Source organism: Planktothrix sp. FACHB-1365, assembly GCF_014697575.1.
Classification (GTDB): Bacteria; Cyanobacteriota; Cyanobacteriia; order Cyanobacteriales; family Microcoleaceae; genus Planktothrix.
Map to the genome: position 1 here is coordinate 169649 of NZ_JACJSC010000003.1, position 24757 is coordinate 194405.

Below are 24757 nucleotides of genomic sequence, written 5' to 3' on the forward strand. Positions count from 1 at the left end.
TATTTTTACCCATCCAAACTCATCTAATTTTTAACTTAACTTAATTTTAAAACATCCGTAAAGGTTGCACAATAGCCGGGTAAATCATAGACCCCAGGGTGAACTGGATTTTGATAAGTAAAATGACGATAATCGAGACAAAATCGATCCCAATCTGCCATTTGTATTTTAAATAGCCAGATAAAAAAGTTGGCTAAACTCGGAGATAAATTCAAACGGAAATAAATTCGTTTGTTATAATATTGACAAGCCGTTTCTACAGCTTGATTTAAGGTAATTTCTGGATTTCCTAAAACAAATTGTTCTGTTTCTGGGTAAATCGGAGGATGATTCACTAAATAATATACCACTGTTGCAATATCAGCAGCATGAATAAAATGGAAACTTGCATCCGCTTGAAACCAACGAATTAAATTAATCCATTTAACCACATCAGAAATACCTCCTGATAAATGGGAATAGGGTTTATTATCCTCTCCTCCTAATACTAACGTGGGAAATAATATCCTTAATGGAGGTAAACTAGAAGCTATTTTTAATAATTCCTGTAAACATTCATATTTTGTCCTAATATAATCGGTTCCAATTTCTCCCGCTTCAGGTAATAAAGTATTATTTTGATCTAAAATACTAGCCGTTGAAAAATATAGTATCTGCTCACAAATCTCAGGATTTAATAATTTAACTAATTCTAAATTAGCCTTAACATTAATCTCTAAAACCTCTTGATATCCTCCCCAAGCTGTAGCAATTAAAATCCCTATATTAATCGTAGATAATAAATCTTTAAATTGATTGATATCTCTTAAATTTCCTTGAAGAATATGAATATCGGGACGACTGTTATAATCAAACCCTAATTTATCAGGATTTCTCACTAATAAAAATAATTCATGTTCGGTGTTTTGAATTAATTTTTCTACAATATAATGACCAATACAACCACTCGCACCTGTAATAAAAATTCGTTTTTTCATAAAACGTAGTGATGATTTCAGTAATCAACGATTCTTTTCCCTTCGTTTGTCCTTTTTTTACGGGTAGGGGCGGGGTTTTCCCGCCCTTGATACGCGCAACCAATTTAGGCGTGAACGCTTAATAATTGATCCGCTTGTTTTGCCGTTTCAAAGAAATAGGCAACGTTTTTTTCAGGGGTATTTTGAAGGACACCATGCCCTAAATTGAGGATATGACCTTGATTTCCGGCTTTTTTAATGGTGTCTAAAATGCGATCACGAATCATCTCTTGTGACCCGAATAAAATACAAGGATCAAGATTTCCTTGAACCCCAATATTTTGACCCAAACGTTGACGCGCATCCGCCATATCAACCATCCAGTCAACACTGACAAAATCAAACCCGGTTTTAGCAATGCGTTCTAATAATCCCGAACTCCCACTAATATAAAGAATTAAAGGCGTATCAGGATGGGTTTGTTTGACTTGATCAACTACTCGTTTTTGATAAGGAAGGGCGAAAACTTCATAATCTTGGGGGCTTAATTGACCCGCCCAAGAATCAAACATTTGAATCACTTGTGCGCCGGAATCAATTTGATAACGCACATAAACAGCGATCGCATCTGCAACTTTTTCTAAGAATTTATGCAGAATTGCAGGTTCAGAAAATGCCATTTTTTTAATAATAGCATAATCTTTAGAACTTTTACCTTCAATCGCATAAGCCGCCAACGTCCAAGGAGCACCGACAAACCCTAAAACAGCAGCTTGATTTCCCACTTCCCGCCGTAAGGTTTGCAGAATTTCCCGAATAAAAGGTAAGCTTTCTTCCGGTTCAATGGGATGCAGTTTTTCAACTTGTTCTAAACTGCGAATGGGCGGATCAATAATTGGCCCTTTGCTTTCGATAATATCGAAATTAATGCCAATTCCAGGCAGAGGCGTTAGAATATCAGAAAATAAAATCACGCCATCCGGTTGAAAAGCACGGAAGGGTTGCAGGGAAATTTCAACGGCGATCTCCGTTTTTTCGGAGCGTTCACGGAAGGAAGGGTATTTTTCCCGTAGATCACGGTTAGAGTCGATTAGGAAGTTACCTTCTTAACCTCTCCTTCAGAACCGTGCATGAGACTTTCACCTCACACGGCTCCTTGATAATTCCACCTTTGTTATAGGTACGATTCAAAACGGTTTTATGATTGTGATTCTTGATTAAAGAACCATCATTAGCCGTTTTTGTGTCGTGACAATGTTTGTGTAAAAGTTGAAGGTTATCATAAGTGTCTTTTCCACCTAATGATTTGGGTTGAATATGATCAACTTCTACAATGTCTGTACTTGTGAAATACAAACCACAGTGAGAACAAATACCCTTTTGTTTCTTAATTAATTTTGAGACCCTTGTGGGTGTTTCTGGATATTCACCTCTTCGTTTACTCCAATAAGTCCAGTTTCCATCAAACGGACTAGCTTTACCCTTAACTTTAATATACCTGACGATTGGCGTACTGTTATGGGTCAGTAATTCTAATCCGTTTTCTGTACTGAAACACCAATTTCTGTCACCTACTGTTCTCCAGTATTTGTTTTTATTGATGCTCCCTTTTCCCCTCGTTCTTGCCCAGGCTCTCAATTTGTTATATATTAGTGAGTCAACCTTGTTAAAGGTTTCTTTACTAACAACTGTTGAGTAATAGTTTGACCATCCTCTAATAATCGGATTCAGCTTACTAATTAAAGCAGCTTGAGGTGCGGTTTTATGAGTATCTATTATCTCAGCTATTTTGACAAGATGAGTTTTGATTTGGGCTTTTGAGGGTGTGATTAGTGTTTTAAAACCTAGTTTGGAATATCCAATTGATGCAGCCCGGTAGTTGCCTACCTTATGCTGTTGTATATGGAATCCTAGAAACTCAAACCCAACATTTCCATCAATTTCATTGAGGGTATGGGTTAATTTTGTTTTACTGGGTTTTAATTCCAGTCCCATATCACTTAACCAGTCCGCGATTATTTCTTGACACTTTTTGATGACGTTTAAATCCTCATGGATTATCACAAAGTCATCTGCATATCGGATTAAACTCAAGGCTTGACGATTATTTCGTTTATTTCCTTTCAGAGTTTCTGCGTATTGCTTAACTCTTTCTTCCAGACCATGTAGGGCAATATTTGCAAGTAAAGGTGATATAACCCCTGCTTGTGGTGTACTCTCATGAGTAGGAAAAAGTTTTTTTCCGTCCATATACCCTGCCTTAAGCCATGTTTTAATTGTTCGGCTTAATGTAGGGTATGTGTGTATTTTTGAGATTAACGCTTTGTGGTTGATGCGGTCAAAGCATTTTGAGATATCAGCATCTAGCACATATTTGGCTTTTTGCTTAATACTGTCAAATATTGCTTGTATTGCATCGTGACAGGAACGTCCTGGTCTGAAACCATAACTGTTTGGCTCGAATTTAGCCTCCCATTCTGGTTCTAATGCTAGTTTGACTAACGCTTGTAATGCTCTGTCGTCTATTGTGGGTATTCCCAATGGGCGAGTTTCGGTTGTTCCCGGTTTAGGTATGTTAGTACAGACGCGCCATGGCACGTCTCTACGAGTAGGCTTAACCTTACCTGTCAACTTTAGTCGTCCTACAAGGTTCATCCGTTGTTTTGGTGTTAGAGATTTGATTCCATCCACACCTGCGGTATTTTTACCTTGATTATCTTGTGTTACCCGACGTACAGCAATACATTTAGCTGACCAGGAATTAATCAGGGTCTTTTGAAGTTTGCGAACTGCTTTAACATCGCCTCGAGAACTCGCTTGAAATATTCTCTTTTGCAACTTAAAAGTCACCTTCTCTAGCTGGCGCCAGTTGATGTCTTTCCATTCCACCGTCTGATTTTTATTCAGCGTTTTAGATATATTCATTGCTACTTGTTCTATTTCTTTGGAATTACCGAGTATCTGTCAGCATATCCTTGTCATTACAACAAGGCCTTCGCTTTTGATACCATCCCTCCCCTAACTATCATTCGTTAGCTACTTACTGGTTATCGACCTTTTACCAGAGATAATTAGGGGTTACTTCGTTCCGATTACACATTTGTTTGAAGTCTTTAGCGTGATGCTCTCCACCGGGTTTATTGGGCGGTGCTTATAAGTCGTTCATATAATCGCTTATGCCCTATCCTTGCCTTTTGGCTTGGTGTTAATCAAGTTTTTATCTTGATTTAGCCATTACACCATTAATGATAACGATGGTTCGGACACATCTTTGCTTTTGCTACGCATGGACTTCTTGCTCGATAGTTACCAGATTTGGCTACCAGTAGTTCTACCTTTTAACCCCGCTTTAGCCTGTTGGTTGCTACCCAAACAAACTAGGGGTTATGCTTTCACCTCAGCACTTGAGGGATGGGACTTGTAAATTTTTATTACTTATCTCTAAATTTCGTAACATTTCGTTACTCTTCAAGATTTTTGTAATATTTCCTTACTCACCCACAAATGTAATCAGTTATCACCAGTTTAAACAACTGGGTTAACCGTCCCATAAGCTTTTGGGCTTATTTTAGGTTAAACGAATCGCACATATGCTTTCATATAGCGACCCGCCTGTCGCATCATCCACACGGGGGGACGAGCTAGTTTTTCACCACGAGCAGCACGCAACAGATAGGGAATTTGGGTCGATTCGGTCATCGTTACTAAAAGTTTAAAACAGTTTTTAGGCCAATCCTTAGCTTACCACTGAAGGGGATTGACCGTTGACTGTTAACAGGTGTCGGGTGCGGAGTGCGGAGTGCGGAGTGCGGAGTGTCAAGGATCTTCTCTTCTTCCCCTGTTTCCCCTTCTCCCCCTGCGTCCCCTGCTTCCCTATTTCTTACCTTGTGGCGGTGGACAGTCGGGGTGAATACCACCTTGAGCGCAAATGTAATTAATTTGCTTCTCATCCACATTAATTGCGTTGCTAAAATCTACATTTTTGAGACGGTTTGATTGAGCAGTTTCGTCGGGTTTAGAAATAAATTGATCAGATTTATTTTGTTGAGGAGAAACAAAGATTGCACCTTTAAAATTGGTTCCGTCTAATTTGGCTCCTTGAAAATTAACGAAGCTTAAATTAGTATTTTTTAGATTAGCATCTTGCAAGCGGGCATTTTTGAAGTTAGATCCGGTAAGTTTAGCGGAGGTTAAGTCGGCTTCTTGCAAATTTGCTCCCATAAAATTAACCGCCGATAGGTCAGCATTTTTGAAGTTAGCTTGTCTTAAATTGCTAAATTGGAAATTAGCACCCGGAGCTTTAGCTTCACTGAAACGAGCTAACTTTAAATTCCCCTTCGAGAAATTAGCGCTGGATAATTCCGCACCTGTAAATTTAGCATCGGTCAAATTGGCTTGTTGGAAATTGGAACCCAATACTTTAGCACTGCTGAAATTAGCTCCCGTTAAATCAGCTTCCGATAAATTAGCTTTATTAAGATTTGCTTTTAAAAAGTTGCTGTATTTTAACAGCGTATTACTTAAAAAAGCACCTGTTAAATCAGCTTCCGTTAAATCAGCCCCACTTAAATCTGAAATCCAATCATCAAAGGTTCCTAGCCGTCCATCTTCACCCGCACTCGCAAACCGACTATTTTTCAAGCTGGCTTTCGTCAGGCTGGTATTTTTAAAGTTAATTCCTGATAAATCAGTTTGTTCTAAAACTAAAGTAAATTGAACGGGTGGGGTTGTATTTTGTCCTAAATCAATGCGACTTAAATCAACATTATAAACAAAACCGCCATAAACTTTTAGAATTTTAGCGATCGCCCGTTGGGTGGCTTGTTGTCGTCGCCCCGTTAAAAGTTTTTCTTGATTTTCTGCCCCAAATTGCATGGAATCTAAATCATTTTTTAGAGCCTGATTTAATTTTCTTAAATCCGGTAAGGCTTCTGGGCCTGTACTGACTAATGCTTGTTGGATGACATCAATTAAGATGGGGTTTTGTTCCTGAGCTAATAAATCCACTAATAAAGGAATTGCACGGGGATCTTTAATCGCACCTAACGCTAAAATTGCTCCTCGTTTTTGGTCTACATTCGTGGAAGCATTGGGGGATAATTTACTGACTAAAGCCAGAAAAACTTCGTTATCTTGTTGTTGAAATTCTCGACGATTGGCTTGATTTTGAATATAAATTTGAGTCCCGACAAAGGTTCCTAATACTGCTGCCATACTAGCACTACTGACAATAATTAGAGTTAACCCCGGATGTTGACGCATCCACGCCCATAAATTAAACTCCGATTTTGGGGTTTCTGGAGTAATAACAAGGGCATGAACCGCATCATCTTCTGCGACCCAATCATAATTAGTAAAGGGATTAAACACTAAAATAGGGGGGGCTTCTTGTACGGAAGTTCCTGCTAATAAATCATGTCCAGTCCGACCTTGAAATCGTTTGGCGATTAACGCATCTCCTAATAAGGTGACACCGGATAAAGCCCCTAAAATTAATAAATTGGGATAGGCCCCCGTGACTTGCCAAAGACCATAAGCAATCGTTAATGGAATCCCCCAACGTCCGATTAATTCTCGACGGAGTACCCGTCCCCATCCTGGGGAAAAACCATTCGGATTAATCACCTGTACCCCAAACCACAATTTAGGTAAGGTTTGACCCCGTTTGGCTAATAGATAAAGTTGCCATCCTCCCACAACCAGGGGTAGAAGTAATGCACCCGACCACAATAGATTCGTTAAGGGGGCTACTTTGGGACTGCGATCGCGCACCGGAATTCCCAATGTAGCGGCAACGGTTTGGGATGTCACCCGGACAACGGGATTTAGAGGGACGGGTTGAGCACTGCGGTTGGAGACAACGCCCAGGGTAAAGGGAATTAACCCACTGACCGCAACTAAGGAAACCTCCGCCACAAATGCCCCCCAACGCCGCACCCAAAAGGGTACAGGCTTGGCGGAAACCTCTGGCCAGGATGAAGGAGATTGAGATTGATCGGTGTCTCTACCTACAGTAGGGCTTGTCATAGTTCAATATTCCCTGATATGGGTCGTTAAGATTAACAAAATGGAGAAGAATTGAATAGTTAATATGCTATAGCGAGTCTATTTTAATCCTGAATTCAAGTGCAAGCCTCAAATCAAGAAGATAATAGCAGATAATCGTTCCGGTGGTTAATGAAAAAAAGGTTAATAATCTTGATCATTATGAATATACAATTCAATGAGACTGGCTATAATAAACTTGATTTATTTTTGTTGTTGAGTTAATCGTTGCTTCAAGGGTTCTGGATCACCTTGACCAACCACTTCACCATTTTCTAATAGAAACGCCCCATCACTATAATTTAATTCCTCTAAACGATGGGTTACCCAAAGTGCTGTTATTCCTCTGGTTTTGACTAACCGTTGAACTTCAATCACTAAATCATTTTGACTATCAGGATCTAATAAAGCGGTGGGTTCATCTAAGAGTAAAACTTCACAATGTCTGGCTAATGCACCCGCGATCGCAATGCGTTGTTTTTGTCCTCCACTTAAAGCATAAATGGGACGACGTTGTAACTCTAATAATTTAACCGCCGCTAAGGCATCTTCTACCCGTTGTTTTACTTCTATCCAGGGTAATTGATCCTCAACTAATCCAAAGGCAATATCCGCCCCAACCGTTGGCATCACTAACTGATGATCAGGATTTTGAAACACAAACCCCACCCGTCCTTGGGTTTGAATTTCCCCCGACTGAGACTTTAATAATCCGGCCAATAACCGTAATAAAGTTGACTTTCCGCTTCCGTTTGTCCCCAAAAGCATCCAAAATTCTCCTGGGGGGACATCTAGGGAACAGGATTTTAACACCTGTACCCCGCTTGGCCAACTAAAGCATAGGTCTTGTACCCGTATCGCTGGACTGGAAGATTCCATGCTCGTTGTGATTTCCTCTATTCTGCCGTTAAACCGCAAACCCAGGGGTTTTTCCGGCGGCATTTCCCCCCATTTTGTCAGAAATTTGCACCGCAGAAATTTCACTGCTGAGAATTGCTAGTTTTTTCTCAGTCATCTTATCGCAAGTCAATTCTAAGACCTGCGTTGTTCCGCCCCGTAAGACCTCTAAAACGTGATTGTAAATGGCTTCCGCATCCTCGGCGGATTTTTTCTGAATGGACAACGGGATGGGAGTGTATTTAACAATAATGTCTACGGTGAACATAGGATCTCAAAAACCGTTAAGAATTTCAATTTCTTACTATATCGTTTTCAGTTAACCCTGAACGGCATATTGTTTTAACTCCTTGAGAGAAACCACTTCTAAGGCTCTGGCGTGAGTGGCTTCTAACACCACAGGAGGCGCCACACCTGCATCCATCGCTTCTTGCCAACGAGAGGCACACAAACACCAGCGATCGCCCGGTTTTAACCCAGGAAAGCCAAAGGCGGGAACTGGGGTACTGAGGTCGTTTCCTTGGGCTTTGGTAAATTCCAGAAATTCTGCGGTAACTTGGGCACAAATCACATGAACCCCGAAATCCTGCCCCCCAGTATAACAAAACCCATCCCGATAAAATCCGGTTATCGGATCAGAGCAACACAATTCTAATTCGCCACCTAAAACATTTCTGGCTTCTCGCATGATTTGTTCCTGATTATTTTTTATGGGTACTTTTTCGATACCTCTATCAATATTAATTAACAGCGATCGCCCTTTTTTTAAGAATAGCGATCGCTGTTTTTGATACGGCATCGTTGATAGAATACCCTACGCTTCTATAGAGGTTACTTCTACCGCATCAGCTTGGAGTGCAGCTTCTGTTTTCGGGCGGTCTAATTTGAGAACCAGAACCCCTAAAGGAGGTAAACATAAATCCAACGAATGGGAATAATTATGGAACCACCATTCATCAGTCCATTTACCACCTAAATTCCCCATATTACTGCCCCCAAATTCACCCGAATCACTATTAAATAATTCGGTATAAAATCCCGGTTCAGGAACACCAATGCGATAATGACTATGAGGTTGAGGGGTAAAATTACAAACCACAACGACAAATTCTTCAGGATCTTTTGCTCGACGAATAAACGACACCACGCTATGACGGTTATCAGTACAATCAATCCATTGGAACCCGGCTTCGGCAAAATCCTGTTCATACAATGCCGGTTCACTGCGATACAGTTGGTTCAAAGATTGGAATAACCGTTTAATTCCTTGATGGGCTGGAAATTGCATTAATTCCCATTCCAAGGTTCCCCAAGCATTCCACTCCTGACGCTGACCAAACTCCATTCCCATGAACAAAGTTTTCTTACCGGGGTGAGTAAACATATAGGTAAACAAACATCGGACATTGGCAAATTTTTGCCAATCATCTCCCGGCATTTTGTTAGTAATATTGCTCTTACAATGCACCACTTCATCATGGGATAACGCCAACATGAAGTTTTCGCTGTGGTGATACCAAATACTAAAGGTAACGTTATTTTGATGGAACTGACGGAACCAAGGGTCCATGCTGAAATAATCCAACATATCGTGCATCCATCCCATGTTCCATTTCAGGTTAAATCCTAACCCCCCCACATAAGTCGGCCAAGACACCATCGGCCAAGAGGTAGATTCTTCTGCAATGGATACAGTTCCTGGATAATAACTAAATAAAACATGGTTGGTTTGGCGTAAAAAGTCCGCCGCTTCAATATGTTCACAACCGCCATATTGGTTCGCCACCCATTGACCATCGGGACGTAAATAGTTCAGATACAGCATGGAAGCGACTGCATCTACCCGAATTCCATCGATATGATATTTGTCATACCAAAATAGAGCGTTAGCAACGAGGAAATTACGAACTTCGTTACGACCATAGTTAAACACTAAGGTTCCCCATTCCTTATGTTCGCCTTTGCGGGGGTCAGCGTGTTCATACAGGTGAGTCCCGTCAAAGAAGGGTAAACCATGTCCGTCTTTGGGGAAATGCCCCGGAACCCAGTCTACAATTACCCCAATACCGTTTAAATGGCATTGATCGACAAAATACATGAAATCTTCAGGACTGCCAAACCGAGACGTTGGGGCATAATATCCCGTGACTTGATATCCCCAAGACCCATCAAAGGGATGTTCAGCAATGGGTAATAATTCAATATGGGTAAACCCTAAATCCTTAACATAAGGAATTAACTGTTCTGCCAGTTCCCGATAGGTTAAAAAACGACCTCCGGGATCAAGCTCAGTGGCTTGTATAGCAGTTTCAACGGTTCCATCGGGTAAGACATGAGGTTGATCGAAAGGAGCGCGGTTCCAAGAGCCTAAATGACATTCATAAACGGAAATCGGAGATTTGAGGGGATCATTATGGCGTCGTTGTTCGAGCCAATCTTGATCGTGCCATTCATAGGTATCTAAATTAGCAACAATTGAGGCAGTTTTAGGACGGACTTCTTGATAAAACCCGTAGGGATCGGTTTTTTCATAGATGTGTCCTTCCCAGTTTTTAATTTCATATTTGTAGTGTTCTCCGACTCCCAACCCAGGAATAAACAGTTCCCAAACCCCATTGCTTAACTTCCGCATTTGGTGTTTGCGTCCATCCCAATAGTTGAAATCCCCAATAATGGAAACGTTGCGGGCATTGGGAGCCCAAACCGCAAAATAAACCCCGGATACATCATTGACACTCGTTAAATGAGCACCTAATTTTTCATAAATGCGGTGATGGTTGCCTTCGGTAAACAGGTGAATATCAAAGTCGGTAAATTGGGGAGAACGAAACGCATAAGGATCATAAACGACCCGTTCGTGTTCACCTTCTTTAATTCGCAGTTGATAGTTCGCAAGTTCGGGAGTATCAATGACACATTCAAAGAAATGGGGGTTATGTACCGACTCCATCGGGTATTCCTGTCGTTGTTCAGGCAAGAGAACCCATGCCGCCTCTGCATTGGGTAAATAAGCTCGGACTGCCCACACCGTTTTACCATCTTGTTCAATTTGGTGAGCCCCCAGCACTTCAAAGGGGTCTTGGTGGTGGTTCCAGACAATTTTGTTAACTTGATCAATCGCAATGGTCGTCATGAGTCTCTACTGCTCTACTACAAACGGGTTACTAATCGACGCTACGGTTGCTATTACTTTACATTTTTTAACAGTTTCAGAAAACCGCAAACCTGCTGCATTTTTGGGGAATTCCCATCGAATAGCAGGTTGGGAGTTGGGATTATGGTACTCGATTTTTAGATCTTTACCACAATTAAGTGTGAACTAACCACACTGACCTGGCAGTACAGTATGGGCTTGGTGACTTCTCAACCCGATTGGGACAATCCCATTCTCTGATATCCAGAGGCAACTCATCTTTAGTAATCCCTAGATTTCTGGATTAACTAATCGACCCAAAAACATAATATTCCCGGTGTGGTTTTCACGGATTAAAAAAATAAAGGGGTGATTAGCCTCAAACGATGGCGGCCGACTTCTTACTCCCATCGAAACTCCTGTTGCTGCCGTTGCTTCACTCCCCTCTTCGTTGACATCAATAAAAGCTTGATGAAACACTTTTTTAATAGACAACCAGTTTTCTTGACCATCCATCCCCGAAAAATTGGCGTTATCCTGATTAAACGCATCTGTAACCCCCATCTGAGCTAAGGTGTTACTGAGTTCTGATTGAAAATTTACCTGAAAGCGTGGTAAAGAAACTTCAACATTTTGTTGATCAACCGACTCTATCCAATTAGAAAGATTTTCAACAGTCAATTTCTTTTCGAGTTCCGTCAATCCATTTATTTTTCTGGGTAACAGAATTATCAATGATAAATTATTCCCAACATAGGGCAACTCAAGCACTTGAACTTCTTCAGTTTCAGTATAGCCAACTCTTTTTTTTTGCTGCATCATGGGGACTTGAATCCGACGACTAGGTGTTACCCAAAATGGTTCTGTTTTCGTTAAATTCTTATCAAATGGAATCGCCCAGTTTCCTTTAAAATAAACGGCATTAACCAGTACCAATCGTGTTAGATTATTTAGAGCATTTGGAGGAATTAATTCATTAATTTTATTTCGAGTTTGTTCAGCAACCCATTGATTAATAGTGTTTCGTGCAGCCTGTGGATCTTTCTCATAATCAACGGCTGTAATTTTGACCTGATAATATTTATCTAATAGTGCTAAAAAACTTTCGAGAAAAGGATATTTAATTTGAGGATATAGAGAATTAGCACTCAGGAGCAAAACATCATCGCTCTGTTGTCCTGCCTTTAATTGCCTTTCTAAGTCAGAAAATGCGACATGAAATTCTTCGCCTGGTGAAAAGCCAAAGACTTGAGCAATTTGTTGTTCTGTCTGTCCTCGTGCACCTGCATAGGTCATCGCAAATGCAGTAGAAATACTATAGGGAGAAAAGAACAGGTTTCCTTCTGTCCCTTGCAGGGTTTGATAAAAATTCAGTGCAAAGATATTATTTCTATTTGCCATTTCCTTAACTCTAGGAGAAACTTTTGTTTCAAGGGTTTGAGCATAACTGCTTTGCTGAAATACCGGATTTATGAGAGAACTGGATAAAATCAGAGTTGGAATACTCAATAACAATAGAAATCTTAACAATTTTAACCCCTGAATTTTTGTTCGAGATTCCCGGCTCTTATTTGGGTAGGGGATGGGAGTTGCCATGAGGTTCTAATATAAGAATTTAAGGATTTACAAGATTTAAACGAAAATCGGGAATATTTAGAGAATCCTGTAAATATTGAAAACTTGAGTAACAAACTTATTTAACCATCGGAATCGAACATTGAGTCCGATTAAAATTAGACTCTTCTCCCTCTGAAGGAATCGCTAAAACTTCTAAACGTCCATTCATTAAACTTAATAAGGTTTGATTCATCAATAATCGCATTCCTGGGGATAATGTCATTTGATTGATAGGGGTTTGATCCTTTTCTAAGGTTGATTTTAATAAATCCCAAGACTCACTCCAAGCACTAATGGGACGTTGATCTTCAACCCAAATATGAATAAATCCTGTTTCTGGAGACGGATGGACAGAAACCTTTACACTTCCCTCACTCATTTGAGCAATAGCAGTATCGACTAAACTCACTAAAACTTGCCGCAATCGGGGTAAATCGGCTAAAACATAAATATCTTCATCGGGGGGTTCAATTTTTAATCGAATACTACGATTTGCCGCCTGCATACAGGTTAAATCTTCCACTTCATCCAGGACTTTAGCTAATTGAATCCCATGAATATCCATTGTTTCTGTGCCATATTCTGTTTTAGACACAAAAATCACTTGATCTAATAATTCCACCATTTTCAAAGCAGAAGCGTGAGCGTGTTGAATAAATTCTTGCTCCTCTTCTGGACTTTCGCACAGATCCCCTAAAATCAATTGTAATGAGCCAATCATACTATTAAGAGGCGATCGCAACTCATGGGATGTCCGAGCCAAAAATCCCGCTTTAAATAAACTCATCTCCGCCGCCATTTGATAGGCTAGTTGAGTTTGTTTTAACTGATGAGAGAGGACTTGCACCTGTTGTTCATCATTGCTCGTTGTGGCGGAGTCATCGGTGATCAGGGACTCAGATGATTGTTTTCCTTTCCCCCCCAATAGCCGACCTAAGACGATGCCTAACCCCAACCCCAACCCTAAATATACAAATTCGCTCCAACCCATCTGTCTAGTCTCACTCACTCTATAAAGTTAGCCCTATCAGGATCATGATATAGCAGGGAATAGGGAACAGGGAACAGTTGTCAGTTATCAGTTATCAGTTATCAGTTATCAGTTATTATGGAACAGATCATTTAATTTAACAAAAAATTGATTTTTAATCTCCATTTTTACTCGATAAATTAATGGCTCCCTGTCGTAATATTTTCCAACTATTTCCTTGCCATTTCGCTACTGTTGAAGGGATCGTGGAAGCGGTGAGGGTTGCATCACATTCTGAGGAAAATAACGTGACAACATCAGGAAATTGAGTATTAATTTCTGCTAATGTTAATAATGGGGGTTGTCCTGATAAATTGGCGCTGGTGGTTGCCATTGGGCCGGTGCGGGATAAAATATGTTGAGCGATCGCACAATTGGGAACCCGGATACCAATAGTAGAGGGATCTATTGGGTTCATCCCTGGGGAAACTTTTTCAGAAGCAGGTAACACCAACGTTAACGCCCCAGGCCAATAATGTTGAGCAATTTGTTGCCAAATTAATAATTCTTCTACTGTTCCCTTCACATAGGGCCATAAGGCTTCCGGTGTAGCTCCCATTAAGATTAACGGTTTATCTTGACTCCGTTGTTTTGTTTGAAAAATCAATTCAGCTTGATCAGGACGGGTGGCTAAAGCAGGTACAGTATCGGTCGGGAAACTAACCACCTTATTACCCGAAATCGCCACATCAATTAACGCATCAATAGAAACTTGAACCATAAATTCAGTTATCAGTTATCAGTTATCAGTTATCAGTTATGAGGCTTAGGACGATTATTTCAAATAAGCTATAACAAAACGGTCGAATCCTGCCAAGTCGGGAATAATTTTAATCCCAGAATAGCTTCCCTGAGCCTGTAAGAGTCCTGAAACGGTTTCTCCTTGTCCGGCCATCATTTCCACAATCCAAAGGCCCCCTGAGCGCAAATAACGGGGGGCTGTTTCCACTAAATCGCGAATACAATCTAAGCCATCACCACCGCCATCTAAGGCTAAGGTAGGTTCATGGTGGGCAACTTCCGGTTGTAGGGTTGGAATGAGGTTAGAGGGTATATAAGGGGGGTTAGAGACCATTCCCGTCAGTTTTCCTTGTAAAAAATCTAGGGGTTGCCACCAGGAGCCGTGATGGAATTGAATCCGGTCAGCAAACCCTGTGGTTTCAGCATTATATTCAGCGATCGCTAAAGCCTCTAAACTCCTATCCACCCCATGAATTTCAGCACGGGGAAAAATATCTGCTAAACCCAGAGCGATCGCACCGCTTCCCGTTCCCAAATCCGCCCAAATCCCATCCTGATCCAGATTTTCAGCCGCAGATTGAGCTAAATCAATGATTAACTCTGTTTCAGGACGGGGAATTAGAACGGCGGGAGACACCTTTAAGGTAAACTGACGCCAATGAGTCACCCCCACGAGATATTGAACGGGGATGCGTTCGGTGAGGCGTCGTTGCCAAAGTTGAGTTAATTCTGACCAAGGAACCTGGAGAGGAACAGAGGGTTGCTGTTTGAAGGTTTGTAAACGTAGAGTCAACCGATCCAAACCCGTTAACTCTTGGAGAAACCAATGGATTTCATTGGGAGAAATTCCAACGGCGAGACATTCTGCCTTTGCGTCCTCTAACCATTGTCCCAGTCGCCACCCTGATATTGTTTCCGCCATGATTCCAGGTTCCTATGACAAAATCAATTAACGGTTAGGTTGATTTTGTTTCAAATACTCTAAAGTTTCACGAGGCGGAATGAGTACAATTCGGTTTAAAAATTGATCATTATCCCGTTTTAAGGCATCTAACAACCCTTCTAAATTAACCACATCAATTTTAATACTGGAGATTAAATCAGGTTGTTGCGTTTTAAATTGAGTCAACATATTTTGTAGATCTTCTTTATTAAAGAAGATTGGAATCACCTGTTCATTCCCATTTTGAATTGTGAGGTAGCCTTGATCTGGCCCCCCCTTAGCAATAAACAAAGGAACACCGTTAAACTCGTTAACTGATTGTCCATTTTCTTGTAGAACAGACTTGGCTAAATCCACCTGTTTTTGAACCGGGACATAAGCAAACTGAATGTCGTCTTGATTTCCTTGAGCTTGCTGACTCATGCGATAAACTTCACCGAGGGAAACCGTTGTGACTTGGACAGTGGAAGCCAACTGAGGATTACGAGTTTTTAAGTTATCCACAAACGCAACAGCATCATTGCGACTAATAAACACACCCGCAACGGACGCTTTTTTATTATCGGCTTGGGGTACAGTCGCAACTAAAGGCGCTCCCTGTGTATCGGTAATGGTAAATACCGGAATGGAGCGGAGTTTCTCCAGAATTTGGTTTTCGGGCAGTGCATAAGCGGGTTGAGTTCCCATAGGAAGAGAAGCAAACCAACGCAATGTCGGGTCAGGACTCAGCAAGAATGTGCTGCCCACAATTCCCAATACCGCGCCCAAACGAACAATTGATCTCATTATGTCTCCGAGTCTGAATTCAATAATTTTTTTTATTCTGGGATGTCGCTTTCTTTTACCACTGAACTCATTAAGTTTAAAGCTTAATGTCGGACAACGGTTATTTCCCTGGTTAAGTTCTACCGACGATCAGGCAGTTGTTTTTTCTCCCCAAAATTTGGCTTTAAAATTCTAGGAGAAAAGTATTTAACCTAACTCGTCGGAAGAACGCGGTTGATATTAGCCTGAGTTTAGGGAATTGAATCCTTCTTGTTCAGGGGGTATACCGTTTTGAGTCACCAACCAGCCTTTAAAGGCAAGTTAAGATTAATCAAACAACCTTAACTTAAATATTTGTAAGTTTACATTATTTTGCAAAATACCGATGGCCAACTCTTCTTTAACGGTTTAATCAAGGGCTACCCGTCAGAGGAAGAGTGCAAATGCTTTAATCTGCCCTGTTCCTCAACGCGCTATGCTTTAAGTACCATTCAACAGGTGCAACGGTTCAACCCCTAACTTGCTATGCGGCTGCAACGCCAGTTCAACGGACAAACCATTACCCTTGATACCCGCACCCCGCTAGGGAGTGGGGGAGAAGGACGCATCTATAGGGTTTTAGAAGATCCGAATTTAGTTGCCAAAATCTACCATAAACCCACCGACGAAGACGCTGATAAACTCACCGTCATGTATAACTATCCCCCCGCAACGGCGATGGTTTCCCCTGGAATGACGGCGATCGCATGGCCCATTGACCTGCTGCATACCACCGATCATAAACGGCAAATCCTGGGTTATTTGATGCCGCGTGTCAGCAAAGCTACCCCCATTCATATTTTCTATACCCCGAAAAGTCGTCGCCAACAAAAGCCTTTATTTAATTATTTATATCTCCATCGCACCGCCCGCAATTTAGTTGCGTCCTTTGCCGATTTACATAGTAGTGGATATGTGATTGGGGATGTTAACGAATCTAATATTTTAGTGAGTGATACCGCTTTAGTTACCCTTGTTGATACCGACTCTTTCCAAGTTCGAGATCCCGATACGGGGTTGATTTATCGCTGTCCCGTTGGTAAAGCTGAATTTACCCCCCCAGAACTCCAAGGTCAAGCCTTTCGGGACTTAAACCGCACCCCAGAACAAGATCGGTTTGGACTGGCGGTGTTAATCTTTCTCCTCCTGATGGAAGGAACACACCCGTTTTCTGGGGTTTATCAAGGAAGTGGCGACCCTCCAGCCATTGAGTCTAGGGTGAGAGCGGGTCATTTTGTCTATGGGACAAGACAGGTTCCCTATCAACCGATGCCTTTTGCGCCTCCATTTCAATTGTTATATCCAAAATTACAACAATTATTTATTCAATGTTTTGAAGCCGGATTTAATAATCCTCAAGCTCGACCCGATGCTAAAACTTGGTTAATGGTATTAAAGGAAGCTGAAGCGAATTTAATTACCTGTAGTCAACAATTAGAACATCGGTATGGAAATCATTTAAACGATTGTCCTTGGTGCGATCGCACGGAAAAATTAGGAGGACGAGATCCCTTTCCTTCCCGTCAAGCCGTTACCCAACAACAACATTTACAACCCCTCAAACGCAAACGTAAACGAGTCTTAAACAATAAACCCGCTCCAGTTCAGCGTCCTTTATTTTCACCGATAAATCGTTCTAGTGTTCCCTCACCAACGGCTAAAAAATCATTAGTTTTGCCCCAAGTTCCTACTTTACACCTACAAAATTTATTCGGAAGTTTATTTGCGGGAATTGTATTAGGGGGACTCTGGGGAACTTCAGTTTTATCCGCAATTATTGCACTAATTTTTGCTTTTGTAGATGGGAAACAAGGAATTTTTGGCGGTTTAATCGTAGGCGCAATGTGGGGGAGTTTTTTAGGGGTAGTTATTAGTGTGTATTTGCCTCCACCAGGGGGAATAAATCGAGGAATTGCATTAATTTTGGGGGGATGGTCAGGGATTTTTATTGCGGCGGTCATTGCTGGATTAATCTTTGGTGTTATGGAACAGGAACCCTTGATTGGTAAAACCTTAATGTGGGGGGCTGTAATGGGCATGGTTTGGGGTGCTATTTGGCATTTATTTAAACCTCCTTTATCCCTCCCTAATATTGGGCGGTTGTGGGGAAGACGAGGTGCTTTTGTGGGAGGAGTTTGGGGGTCATATTTAGGAACATTAGGCGGAATGGGATTAGGAATTTTAGCTGTTGGGTGGCAGCAATTTGAAGCGATACAACCTAATCTTAATTCAACATCATCTTTCTCGGAAATTACCCTCAGAATAATTGCTACTACTATTGTGGCGGCGGGTGTTGGAACTATTGGTGGTACTTTAGCTGGGGGGGTATTTGGAATGATTGGAGGTGCCCCTAGTTTACCCTTATCCCTGCATTTATCAGGACGAAGAGGGGCTTTTATCGGTGCAATTTGGGGGAATTTTTTAGGGGCAATTTCTGGCGCAGGATTAGGGGTTTTAGGAGCAACAACTTTTGCCAATGTTTTAGATACTTCTTCAACAACAGGTACAACTTCTTTATTAATCGGTTCAATTATTGTATCGGCTGGAATTGGCAGTATTTGGGGAATGATTTCGGGTTTAATTTGGGGTGCTTTTGGCAAACTTTAAGGGGTTTTGTTATCTGTTATAGACTAGGAAACAGGGAATGATATTTGGTAGAGACGCGCCATGGCGCGTCTCTACTCAGGATTTAATAATACTTTTAGAAACCTTTGACCAGACTGTTCTAAATCATCTTCTAAAGAAAAGGTTAGGCTTTTTAACTGGATAGAACTGTTAGGAAATAGACCATTTAGAGGTTGATTTAAAGGTTTTGGATAAACTAAAATAGCATTTTGACTCTTTTTAAAAGTAGCATAGGCGATCGCTTGATAAATGTCTGAGTTTGACGGTTTGGAATCAGGAATTTTATATTTAGTATCGAGAATAAAGCTGACTTTCTTTGTATTCTTATCATAAATTACTAAATCAATCTTAGACTCTATAATTTTACAAAAATTAACAGTTTCTTGAGCTTTAATTTCAAAATTAGCGGGAAGATGGAACTTTAACCAAGCATAAACAAAGCGTTCATAGAGTATATCAGTTCTAACTAAAAAAGGAAACATTTGATAATTTCCGACTTGATGGGCTACCCCACAATGATCTAAGAAAAATCGACATAAACTATGTAAAATCTGATAATCTTGATTTAGTCGATTATAAGATCTATTAATACAATTATCCCCCTTAAAAGGTCGTTGAGTCGCTAAACCTTGTAAGGTATGATAGGCTTTTCTAACGGTTGTTGATAGCTGTTCTGAACATAACCCACTGCGACCAATAATATATAATGTCCATAACAAGATTTGATTCTCTTCAATATCGGCCGTATACTGATTATATTCGCAATTGAGTTTAACTGTCCCCGGATGTTTAAATTGATATTGAAAATCAACCTTTCCCCGAATATAAGGTAAAAGTTCAGTATTTTTAACATAAGCTCGATAAAATCCTTTTCGGCTTTGTTCTAATATCTTTTGTGTTAAAATATCAGCTAATCGATTATAAAATTCTGGGATAGTTTCACAATGAACAGATCCGTCTAGGAGTTGAAAACTTTTTAAATTATAGGTATATTCCAACATCCTAAATAAATTAGCAATAGGAACTTTAGGTTTTAGGAATATCTGAATATCAGGGGTTAAGGGAATAAAACCCACATAACTTTTAGCAGTGAGTTTATATTGTTTCTGGGTTTTAGGGGATGGATACTCAATTTCAATATATTTAGAATAATTATGATAGATGAGATCTGCGATCGCTTCTTCTAATTCCTCTAGTTTAAAGAATTTAGGTTGATGTTCTATCAATTCAATTATTTTCATCAGCATTTAAACCCAGTTTAATTTTAACTTTATCCCAACGAAATTCCTCTATTTTATCCAGTCCATTATAAAAATATTCTTCTAAATAGGGTTCGATTTCCATTTTCCAAATATCTTGAAAATTATCCTTAATATTCCCTATCATAAAGAAGGATATCCCGATTTCATAATTCAGATCATTAATCATTTTATTGATATCTTGAAGAACTTGAATGAGTTGATCTATTGAAAAGTTGATTTCCTCGTTTTCATGATAACGTTTTAAAATCGTATAATTTGGAGCAATTTTAATAAAACTAAAACGACGACGCAACGCATGATCAACTAACGCAATAGAACGATCTGCGGTATTCATTGTTCCAATAATCCTAACATTTTCAGGAACCTTAAAAGGTTCATGACTACCCGCTAAATTGATTTTTTCCTCTCGATATTCTAATAAATACATTAATTCCCCAAACACATTTGATAAATTTGCTCGATTAATTTCATCAATAATCAAAACACAAGTATCATCATAAGATTTGGCTTTTTTACAAAATTCTAAAAACCGACCTGGAACTAAATCATAAGTTAATTGTCCGTTTTCAGTCCGAGGACGTATTCCTTGAATAAAATCTTCATAACTATAGGAAGGATGAAATTGAATAATTTCTGAAAAACCATCTCTACCTTTAGTGAAATGTTCAGCTAATTTTTTTGCAATAAAGGTTTTTCCTGTTCCCGGTGGCCCTTGTAAAATAATTTGTCCTTTGCGGTTAATATTGTTTACCCATCTCTGAAGTTCAGTTTCATCAATTCCTGTTTCTTTAGAACATTCGTGTAAGTTATATTTAATCAATAAGTCAGATTTAATCAAGTTATGGTGATTTCTAAATTTTTCTTCAATTAAATTAATAATTTTATTAGTTGAGTAATTTATTAAATCATTTTTGCTAATAACTATTTCATGATGAGATAAGGAAAATAAAGATTCTAAATCAACACAATTCCCTAACTCCCATGAAGTTTCTCTATTAATTAAGTTATTGAAAAGTAAATCTCTCTGCTTATTTATGTCAACACCAAAAGATAAAGAATTTTGATTAAGCTTGATATATAAAATATTATCAACCCCTAATACTTGCTTTAATTCTGCTTGATACCATTTGGGCTGTGTATAACAGGAGGTTATTATTCTAGGAAGTTTATTAAAAACAGCACAACACAGTTGATTAAAAGGTTGTTCAATAAATTCCTCTATTTTCTCATTATTATTTTGAGTAAAACTAAGGAATGATGACAAACCTTGATTGTACTTAATAGATAACTGCTCTATAATTTCAAAAGTTTGACTAGAAAATAAATACTTAGGAAGTACAGAATCATAACTGAATGCGGTGAAATTTTTAGATTGCATATTTTTTTGATCGCCTATAAAAGAATTTTTATCATTATATTCCAATAAATTAATAATTTGACCATTAAAATACTTAGCTAATTCTCTAGCAGCTAACAATGACTCATCAAGTTCTACTTCTTCCCAATTATCTAAAATTTGTTTTATTTTTATTTCTTGTTCATAAAGTTTTGTATTCTCTCTTTCAAAATCATCAAATTCATTTTCCAAAAAGCTATGATCAATTTCTATTTTTAGTGTTTCTTCAATTGATTTATCTAAATAATTTTTTCCTCCAAAAACCAATTCCAAACGTTCAGATATTGTTCTATCTTGTACAATAATTAAATCAACAATGTGATTATTAATTATATCTAATAATTTATTATCTTCGTAATTTTCCTCTGAGTCTATTTCATCCATTCCCAGTTTAAACTTAATTAATTGTACTAGAGGATCAATGTCTATATATTCTTGAAATAGACGTATATAGAATTCTTCAAATATGTATGAATTAACATCAAAATTAAAATCATAAATCTTTTTAAAATAAAAAAATACAAAAATAAATAAATCTATTTCAATTTGATAATAATCTATAAAGTTATAAAATCTTGATTTAACCAGCTTAGTCCAATTTGTTTTAAGCCAGTCTAATATCCTAAAGTCAAAATAACTCGTTTCACATTCTATATCTACTATATTCGATACATAGTCTATAGGAGTTCTAAACAAGTCCAGATCGAATTTAAAATAAATATAATCAAAGGAAATATCTTCAAGCCAGTTAAAGTATATATCTATTAATTCATAATAAATATATTGATATATTTCTGGAATTTTTTGCAATCCAAATTCAATAATTGATTTTTTGTCTAAATTATCAATTTCCATTTTTAGTAAGTTTCTAACTTTTAGGATGGGTGAGTTAATAAAATTAGCGACTAGCTTCAAAGCTTCATGTTCTCACCCACCCTACAATATTTTAATATTTTTCACAAAAATTAACCTTGAAATTGCGATAACAACCAAGCACTAACTTTCCCATGATTTGTTTGACGACTACGACGAAATGCTTCTTCTAATATTCCCATTTCTAACCCTGGTAAAACTTGAGATTGTTCAATTCTATAACTGCCTCTATTCTTAACCTCAAATGCAATAATTTTAACCGCTTGTACATCAATAATCCAATATTCTTTTACCCCTAAAGATTCATAAAGTAACCGTTTTTCGCCCTGATCATCTGCTAAAGAAGAATAGGCAACCTCTATCACTAAATCAGGCGCAGGAAACTGATCTAAATCAATAATTGTAGTTTCCCAAGGAATGATTTCTGCATTCTCACCAATATAAAAAGAAGCATCAGGTTGTGCGTCATCAAACCCTCGTTTACGGTAGGTGCAGTTATCATGAGCATCTAAATCAATATTCCGCAATGCAGCAAATAGATAAAGGGCTGCAATAATGGTGGCGTGATCACGAGAATGGGGGTTTCCAAGGGGTGACATTTCTAACCTCATGCGTCCATTAAAATAGTAACCTCTGGCGTTAGCATAGGTGGGATCATCCAATGCAGCGAGGTATTCTTCCCAGGTTGCTGTTATCCAGGTATCGGTCGGGATTTGGGTTTGAATAGGACTCATAATAATATTATTGATCAGCGATCGCTTTTATTTTAACAAAATTGTAACTAAGTTTTTTGGTTTAAGCGATCGCTTCCCTACAATCATTTTTTAAATAAATTGTTATAATGATGATTATCCCCCCACTTGCAAGCTAAAATAGGTCATCCCAAACAACTATAAACTTTAATAAAAATGATACAATCATTGATTCAATTGCACGATTATTTTCATGTTCTTGCTTCTGATGATATCCGAATTAAAGGAACACGCATCAGCATTGAACAGATTTTGTATGAATATCTGTATAATCATCAGTCCCCTGAAGAAATTCAAAAGCATTTTACAACAGTTACATTAGAACAAATTTATGCCACTATTCTTTATTATTTTAGAAATCAAGAACAGGTTTCTGATTATTTAGAAAATTGGTTAACAGCTACGAATCAAGCTGAAGCAGAACATGATCAAAATCCTCCTACTGTTGTCAAAAGATTGCTGAAGTTAAAAGCTGAACAGGAAGCGGTTAAGGTAAGTCAAGAATGCCCATAAAATATCTAATTGATGAAAATCTCCCTCCTGTTTATCAAGAACAACTTAAAAATCGTGTTTCTGATCTTGTTGTTTTAAGAATTGGTGATCCGAATACTCCCCCTATTGGAACACTTGATCCTGAAATTTTGTCTTGGTGTGAAAAATTCGGATTTATTTTAGTCACTAATAACCGCAGTTCTATGCCTGTCCATTTAGCTGATCATTTAAACAATGGAGATCACATTCCTGGGATTTTAGTTTTAAGAAAACAAGCAAATTTTGGTCAAGTTATTGATGATTTAATTTTAATTGCTTTAGCTGCGGAGGAAAATGAATATCAAGATATTATTAGTTATGTTCCGTTAAAAAAATAGGAAACGTAGAGTTTTATTATATTAACCTTGAAATTCCGATAACAACCAAGCACTAACTTTCCCATGATTCGTTTGACGACTACGACGAAATGCTTCCTCTAATATCGCCATCTCTAACCCGGGTAAAACTTGAGATTGTTCAATTCTATAACTGCCTCTATTCTCAACTTTAAACGCCATTATTTTAACCGCTTGTACATCAATAATCCAATATTCCTGTACCCCTAAAGATTCATAAAGTAACCGTTTTTCCCCTTGATCATCTGCTAAAGAAGAATAGGCAACTTCGATAACTAAATCAGGCGCAGGAAACTGATCTAAATCAATAATTGTCGTTTCCCAAGGAATGATTTCTGCATTTTCACCAATATAAAAAGAAGCATCCGGTTGTGCGTCATCAAACCCTCGTTTACGATAGGTGCAGTTATCATGGCCATCTAAATCAATGCCTCGCAAACTGGCAAATAAACCGATAGCTAAACAAATAATAAAATGATCACGAGAATGGGGGTTTCCAAGGGGTGACATTTCTAACCTCATGCGTCCATTAAAATAGTAACCTCTGGCGTTAGCATAGGCGGGATCATCTAATGCAGCGAGGTATTCTTCCCAGGTTGCTGTTATCCAAGTATCAGTTGGGAGTTGGGTTTGAATAGGACGCATAATAATATTATTGATCAGCGATCGCTTTTATTTTAACAAAATTAGGGATAAAAAACCCGGTTTTTCCCCTGTAGAGACGTTTCATGAAACGTCTCTACAGGGGGATTCATGAAACGTCTCTACATAAAGCTTGATGCTCTATTAAGAAACC

The 24757-nt window shown here is 38.9% G+C and carries 20 protein-coding genes and 1 pseudogene; 3 read left to right on the top strand and 18 right to left on the bottom strand.

Annotated elements, in window-relative coordinates:
* Positions 1 to 35 precede the first annotated feature (35 nt).
* The 14 genes and pseudogenes from H6G57_RS06665 to H6G57_RS06730 all read right to left on the bottom strand — a co-directional run bounded on the left by H6G57_RS06665 (position 36) and on the right by H6G57_RS06730 (position 16148).
* Complete coding sequence (locus H6G57_RS06665; RefSeq protein ID WP_190517063.1) at positions 36 to 977, bottom strand: NAD(P)-dependent oxidoreductase; 942 nt, start codon at positions 975 to 977, stop codon at positions 36 to 38.
* Positions 978 to 1081: 104 nt separating this feature from the next.
* Complete coding sequence (gene hemE / locus H6G57_RS06670) at positions 1082 to 2047, bottom strand: uroporphyrinogen decarboxylase (RefSeq protein ID WP_190517298.1); 966 nt, start codon at positions 2045 to 2047, stop codon at positions 1082 to 1084.
* A 7-nt stretch (positions 2048 to 2054) separates the two neighbouring features.
* Complete coding sequence (gene ltrA / locus H6G57_RS06675; protein WP_190517065.1) at positions 2055 to 3881, bottom strand: group II intron reverse transcriptase/maturase; 1827 nt, start codon at positions 3879 to 3881, stop codon at positions 2055 to 2057.
* Positions 3882 to 4544: 663 nt separating this feature from the next.
* Positions 4545 to 4655: pseudogene (locus H6G57_RS06680) on the bottom strand (uroporphyrinogen decarboxylase family protein); the annotation flags it as partial.
* Positions 4656 to 4829: 174 nt separating this feature from the next.
* On the bottom strand, positions 4830 to 6983 hold the full coding sequence (locus H6G57_RS06685) for a pentapeptide repeat-containing protein (RefSeq protein WP_190517067.1): 2154 nt from the start codon (positions 6981 to 6983) through the stop codon (positions 4830 to 4832).
* 222 nt (positions 6984 to 7205) lie between these two features.
* Positions 7206 to 7880, bottom strand: a complete 675-nt coding sequence (locus H6G57_RS06690) for an energy-coupling factor ABC transporter ATP-binding protein (RefSeq protein WP_190517068.1) — start codon at positions 7878 to 7880, stop codon at positions 7206 to 7208.
* A gap of 28 nt (positions 7881 to 7908) precedes the next feature.
* Positions 7909 to 8166, bottom strand: a complete 258-nt coding sequence (locus H6G57_RS06695) for a hypothetical protein (protein ID WP_190517070.1) — start codon at positions 8164 to 8166, stop codon at positions 7909 to 7911.
* A 51-nt stretch (positions 8167 to 8217) separates the two neighbouring features.
* Entirely contained in the window at positions 8218 to 8586 is a 369-nt protein-coding gene (locus H6G57_RS06700; RefSeq protein ID WP_072720038.1) for a DUF2237 family protein, read from the bottom strand.
* 126 nt (positions 8587 to 8712) lie between these two features.
* Positions 8713 to 11031: a 1,4-alpha-glucan branching enzyme gene (gene glgB / locus H6G57_RS06705; RefSeq protein WP_190517072.1), complete on the bottom strand. Its 2319-nt coding sequence runs from the start codon at positions 11029 to 11031 to the stop codon at positions 8713 to 8715.
* A gap of 291 nt (positions 11032 to 11322) precedes the next feature.
* Positions 11323 to 12627 carry a serpin family protein gene (locus H6G57_RS06710; RefSeq protein ID WP_190517074.1) on the bottom strand — a complete coding sequence of 435 codons (1305 nt, stop codon included), beginning with the start codon at positions 12625 to 12627 and terminating at the stop codon, positions 11323 to 11325.
* 97 nt (positions 12628 to 12724) lie between these two features.
* Positions 12725 to 13639, bottom strand: coding sequence for a sensor histidine kinase KdpD (locus tag H6G57_RS06715; protein WP_190517075.1), 915 nt, complete (start codon positions 13637 to 13639; stop codon positions 12725 to 12727).
* Positions 13640 to 13793: 154 nt separating this feature from the next.
* Positions 13794 to 14399 (bottom strand): L-threonylcarbamoyladenylate synthase, encoded by a 606-nt coding sequence (locus H6G57_RS06720; RefSeq protein WP_190517077.1) that lies wholly within the window; start codon positions 14397 to 14399, stop codon positions 13794 to 13796.
* A gap of 54 nt (positions 14400 to 14453) precedes the next feature.
* Complete coding sequence (gene prmC, locus H6G57_RS06725) at positions 14454 to 15341, bottom strand: peptide chain release factor N(5)-glutamine methyltransferase (protein WP_190517078.1); 888 nt, start codon at positions 15339 to 15341, stop codon at positions 14454 to 14456.
* Between the two features lie 27 nt (positions 15342 to 15368).
* On the bottom strand, positions 15369 to 16148 hold the full coding sequence (locus H6G57_RS06730; protein ID WP_190517080.1) for a Tic22 family protein: 780 nt from the start codon (positions 16146 to 16148) through the stop codon (positions 15369 to 15371).
* A 504-nt stretch (positions 16149 to 16652) separates the two neighbouring features.
* Between H6G57_RS06730 and H6G57_RS06735 the strand changes: the two genes are divergently transcribed.
* Positions 16653 to 18773: a DNA-binding protein gene (locus H6G57_RS06735; protein ID WP_190517082.1), complete on the top strand. Its 2121-nt coding sequence runs from the start codon at positions 16653 to 16655 to the stop codon at positions 18771 to 18773.
* Positions 18774 to 18844: 71 nt separating this feature from the next.
* Here the strand turns inward: H6G57_RS06735 and H6G57_RS06740 are convergent, their stop codons facing one another.
* From H6G57_RS06740 to H6G57_RS06750, 3 genes are all read right to left on the bottom strand, one after another.
* Positions 18845 to 20032, bottom strand: a complete 1188-nt coding sequence (locus tag H6G57_RS06740; protein WP_190517083.1) for an McrC family protein — start codon at positions 20030 to 20032, stop codon at positions 18845 to 18847.
* Complete coding sequence (locus tag H6G57_RS28875; protein ID WP_242048886.1) at positions 20019 to 22304, bottom strand: McrB family protein; 2286 nt, start codon at positions 22302 to 22304, stop codon at positions 20019 to 20021. Before H6G57_RS28875 ends, H6G57_RS06740 begins: the two co-directional genes overlap by 14 nt.
* A 110-nt stretch (positions 22305 to 22414) precedes the next feature.
* Positions 22415 to 23056 (bottom strand): Uma2 family endonuclease, encoded by a 642-nt coding sequence (locus H6G57_RS06750; protein ID WP_190517085.1) that lies wholly within the window; start codon positions 23054 to 23056, stop codon positions 22415 to 22417.
* 174 nt (positions 23057 to 23230) lie between these two features.
* Between H6G57_RS06750 and H6G57_RS06755 the strand changes: the two genes are divergently transcribed.
* Positions 23231 to 23587: a DUF433 domain-containing protein gene (locus H6G57_RS06755; RefSeq protein WP_199314031.1), complete on the top strand. Its 357-nt coding sequence runs from the start codon at positions 23231 to 23233 to the stop codon at positions 23585 to 23587.
* On the top strand, positions 23578 to 23943 hold the full coding sequence (locus tag H6G57_RS06760) for a DUF5615 family PIN-like protein (protein ID WP_190517087.1): 366 nt from the start codon (positions 23578 to 23580) through the stop codon (positions 23941 to 23943). The genes H6G57_RS06755 and H6G57_RS06760 overlap by 10 nt, the downstream gene beginning before the upstream one ends.
* A gap of 21 nt (positions 23944 to 23964) precedes the next feature.
* Here the strand turns inward: H6G57_RS06760 and H6G57_RS06765 are convergent, their stop codons facing one another.
* On the bottom strand, positions 23965 to 24606 hold the full coding sequence (locus tag H6G57_RS06765; RefSeq protein WP_190517088.1) for a Uma2 family endonuclease: 642 nt from the start codon (positions 24604 to 24606) through the stop codon (positions 23965 to 23967).
* Positions 24607 to 24757: the final 151 nt, after the last annotated feature.

Coding starts and splice junctions, on each gene's coding strand:
- glgB (WP_190517072.1), bottom strand. CDS start 11,031: ATGACGACCATTGCGATTGATCAAGTTAACAAAATTGTCTGGAACCAC.
- H6G57_RS06690 (WP_190517068.1), bottom strand. CDS start 7,880: ATGGAATCTTCCAGTCCAGCGATACGGGTACAAGACCTATGCTTTAGT.
- prmC (WP_190517078.1), bottom strand. CDS start 15,341: ATGGCGGAAACAATATCAGGGTGGCGACTGGGACAATGGTTAGAGGAC.
- H6G57_RS06665 (WP_190517063.1), bottom strand. CDS start 977: ATGAAAAAACGAATTTTTATTACAGGTGCGAGTGGTTGTATTGGTCAT.
- H6G57_RS06760 (WP_190517087.1), top strand. CDS start 23,578: ATGCCCATAAAATATCTAATTGATGAAAATCTCCCTCCTGTTTATCAA.
- H6G57_RS06735 (WP_190517082.1), top strand. CDS start 16,653: ATGCGGCTGCAACGCCAGTTCAACGGACAAACCATTACCCTTGATACC.
- H6G57_RS06740 (WP_190517083.1), bottom strand. CDS start 20,032: ATGAAAATAATTGAATTGATAGAACATCAACCTAAATTCTTTAAACTA.
- H6G57_RS06685 (WP_190517067.1), bottom strand. CDS start 6,983: ATGACAAGCCCTACTGTAGGTAGAGACACCGATCAATCTCAATCTCCT.
- H6G57_RS06695 (WP_190517070.1), bottom strand. CDS start 8,166: ATGTTCACCGTAGACATTATTGTTAAATACACTCCCATCCCGTTGTCC.
- H6G57_RS06700 (WP_072720038.1), bottom strand. CDS start 8,586: ATGCGAGAAGCCAGAAATGTTTTAGGTGGCGAATTAGAATTGTGTTGC.
- H6G57_RS06765 (WP_190517088.1), bottom strand. CDS start 24,606: ATGCGTCCTATTCAAACCCAACTCCCAACTGATACTTGGATAACAGCA.
- H6G57_RS06720 (WP_190517077.1), bottom strand. CDS start 14,399: ATGGTTCAAGTTTCTATTGATGCGTTAATTGATGTGGCGATTTCGGGT.
- H6G57_RS06755 (WP_199314031.1), top strand. CDS start 23,231: ATGATACAATCATTGATTCAATTGCACGATTATTTTCATGTTCTTGCT.
- H6G57_RS06730 (WP_190517080.1), bottom strand. CDS start 16,148: ATGAGATCAATTGTTCGTTTGGGCGCGGTATTGGGAATTGTGGGCAGC.
- H6G57_RS06715 (WP_190517075.1), bottom strand. CDS start 13,639: ATGGGTTGGAGCGAATTTGTATATTTAGGGTTGGGGTTGGGGTTAGGC.
- ltrA (WP_190517065.1), bottom strand. CDS start 3,881: ATGAATATATCTAAAACGCTGAATAAAAATCAGACGGTGGAATGGAAA.
- H6G57_RS28875 (WP_242048886.1), bottom strand. CDS start 22,304: ATGGAAATTGATAATTTAGACAAAAAATCAATTATTGAATTTGGATTG.
- H6G57_RS06750 (WP_190517085.1), bottom strand. CDS start 23,056: ATGAGTCCTATTCAAACCCAAATCCCGACCGATACCTGGATAACAGCA.
- H6G57_RS06710 (WP_190517074.1), bottom strand. CDS start 12,627: ATGGCAACTCCCATCCCCTACCCAAATAAGAGCCGGGAATCTCGAACA.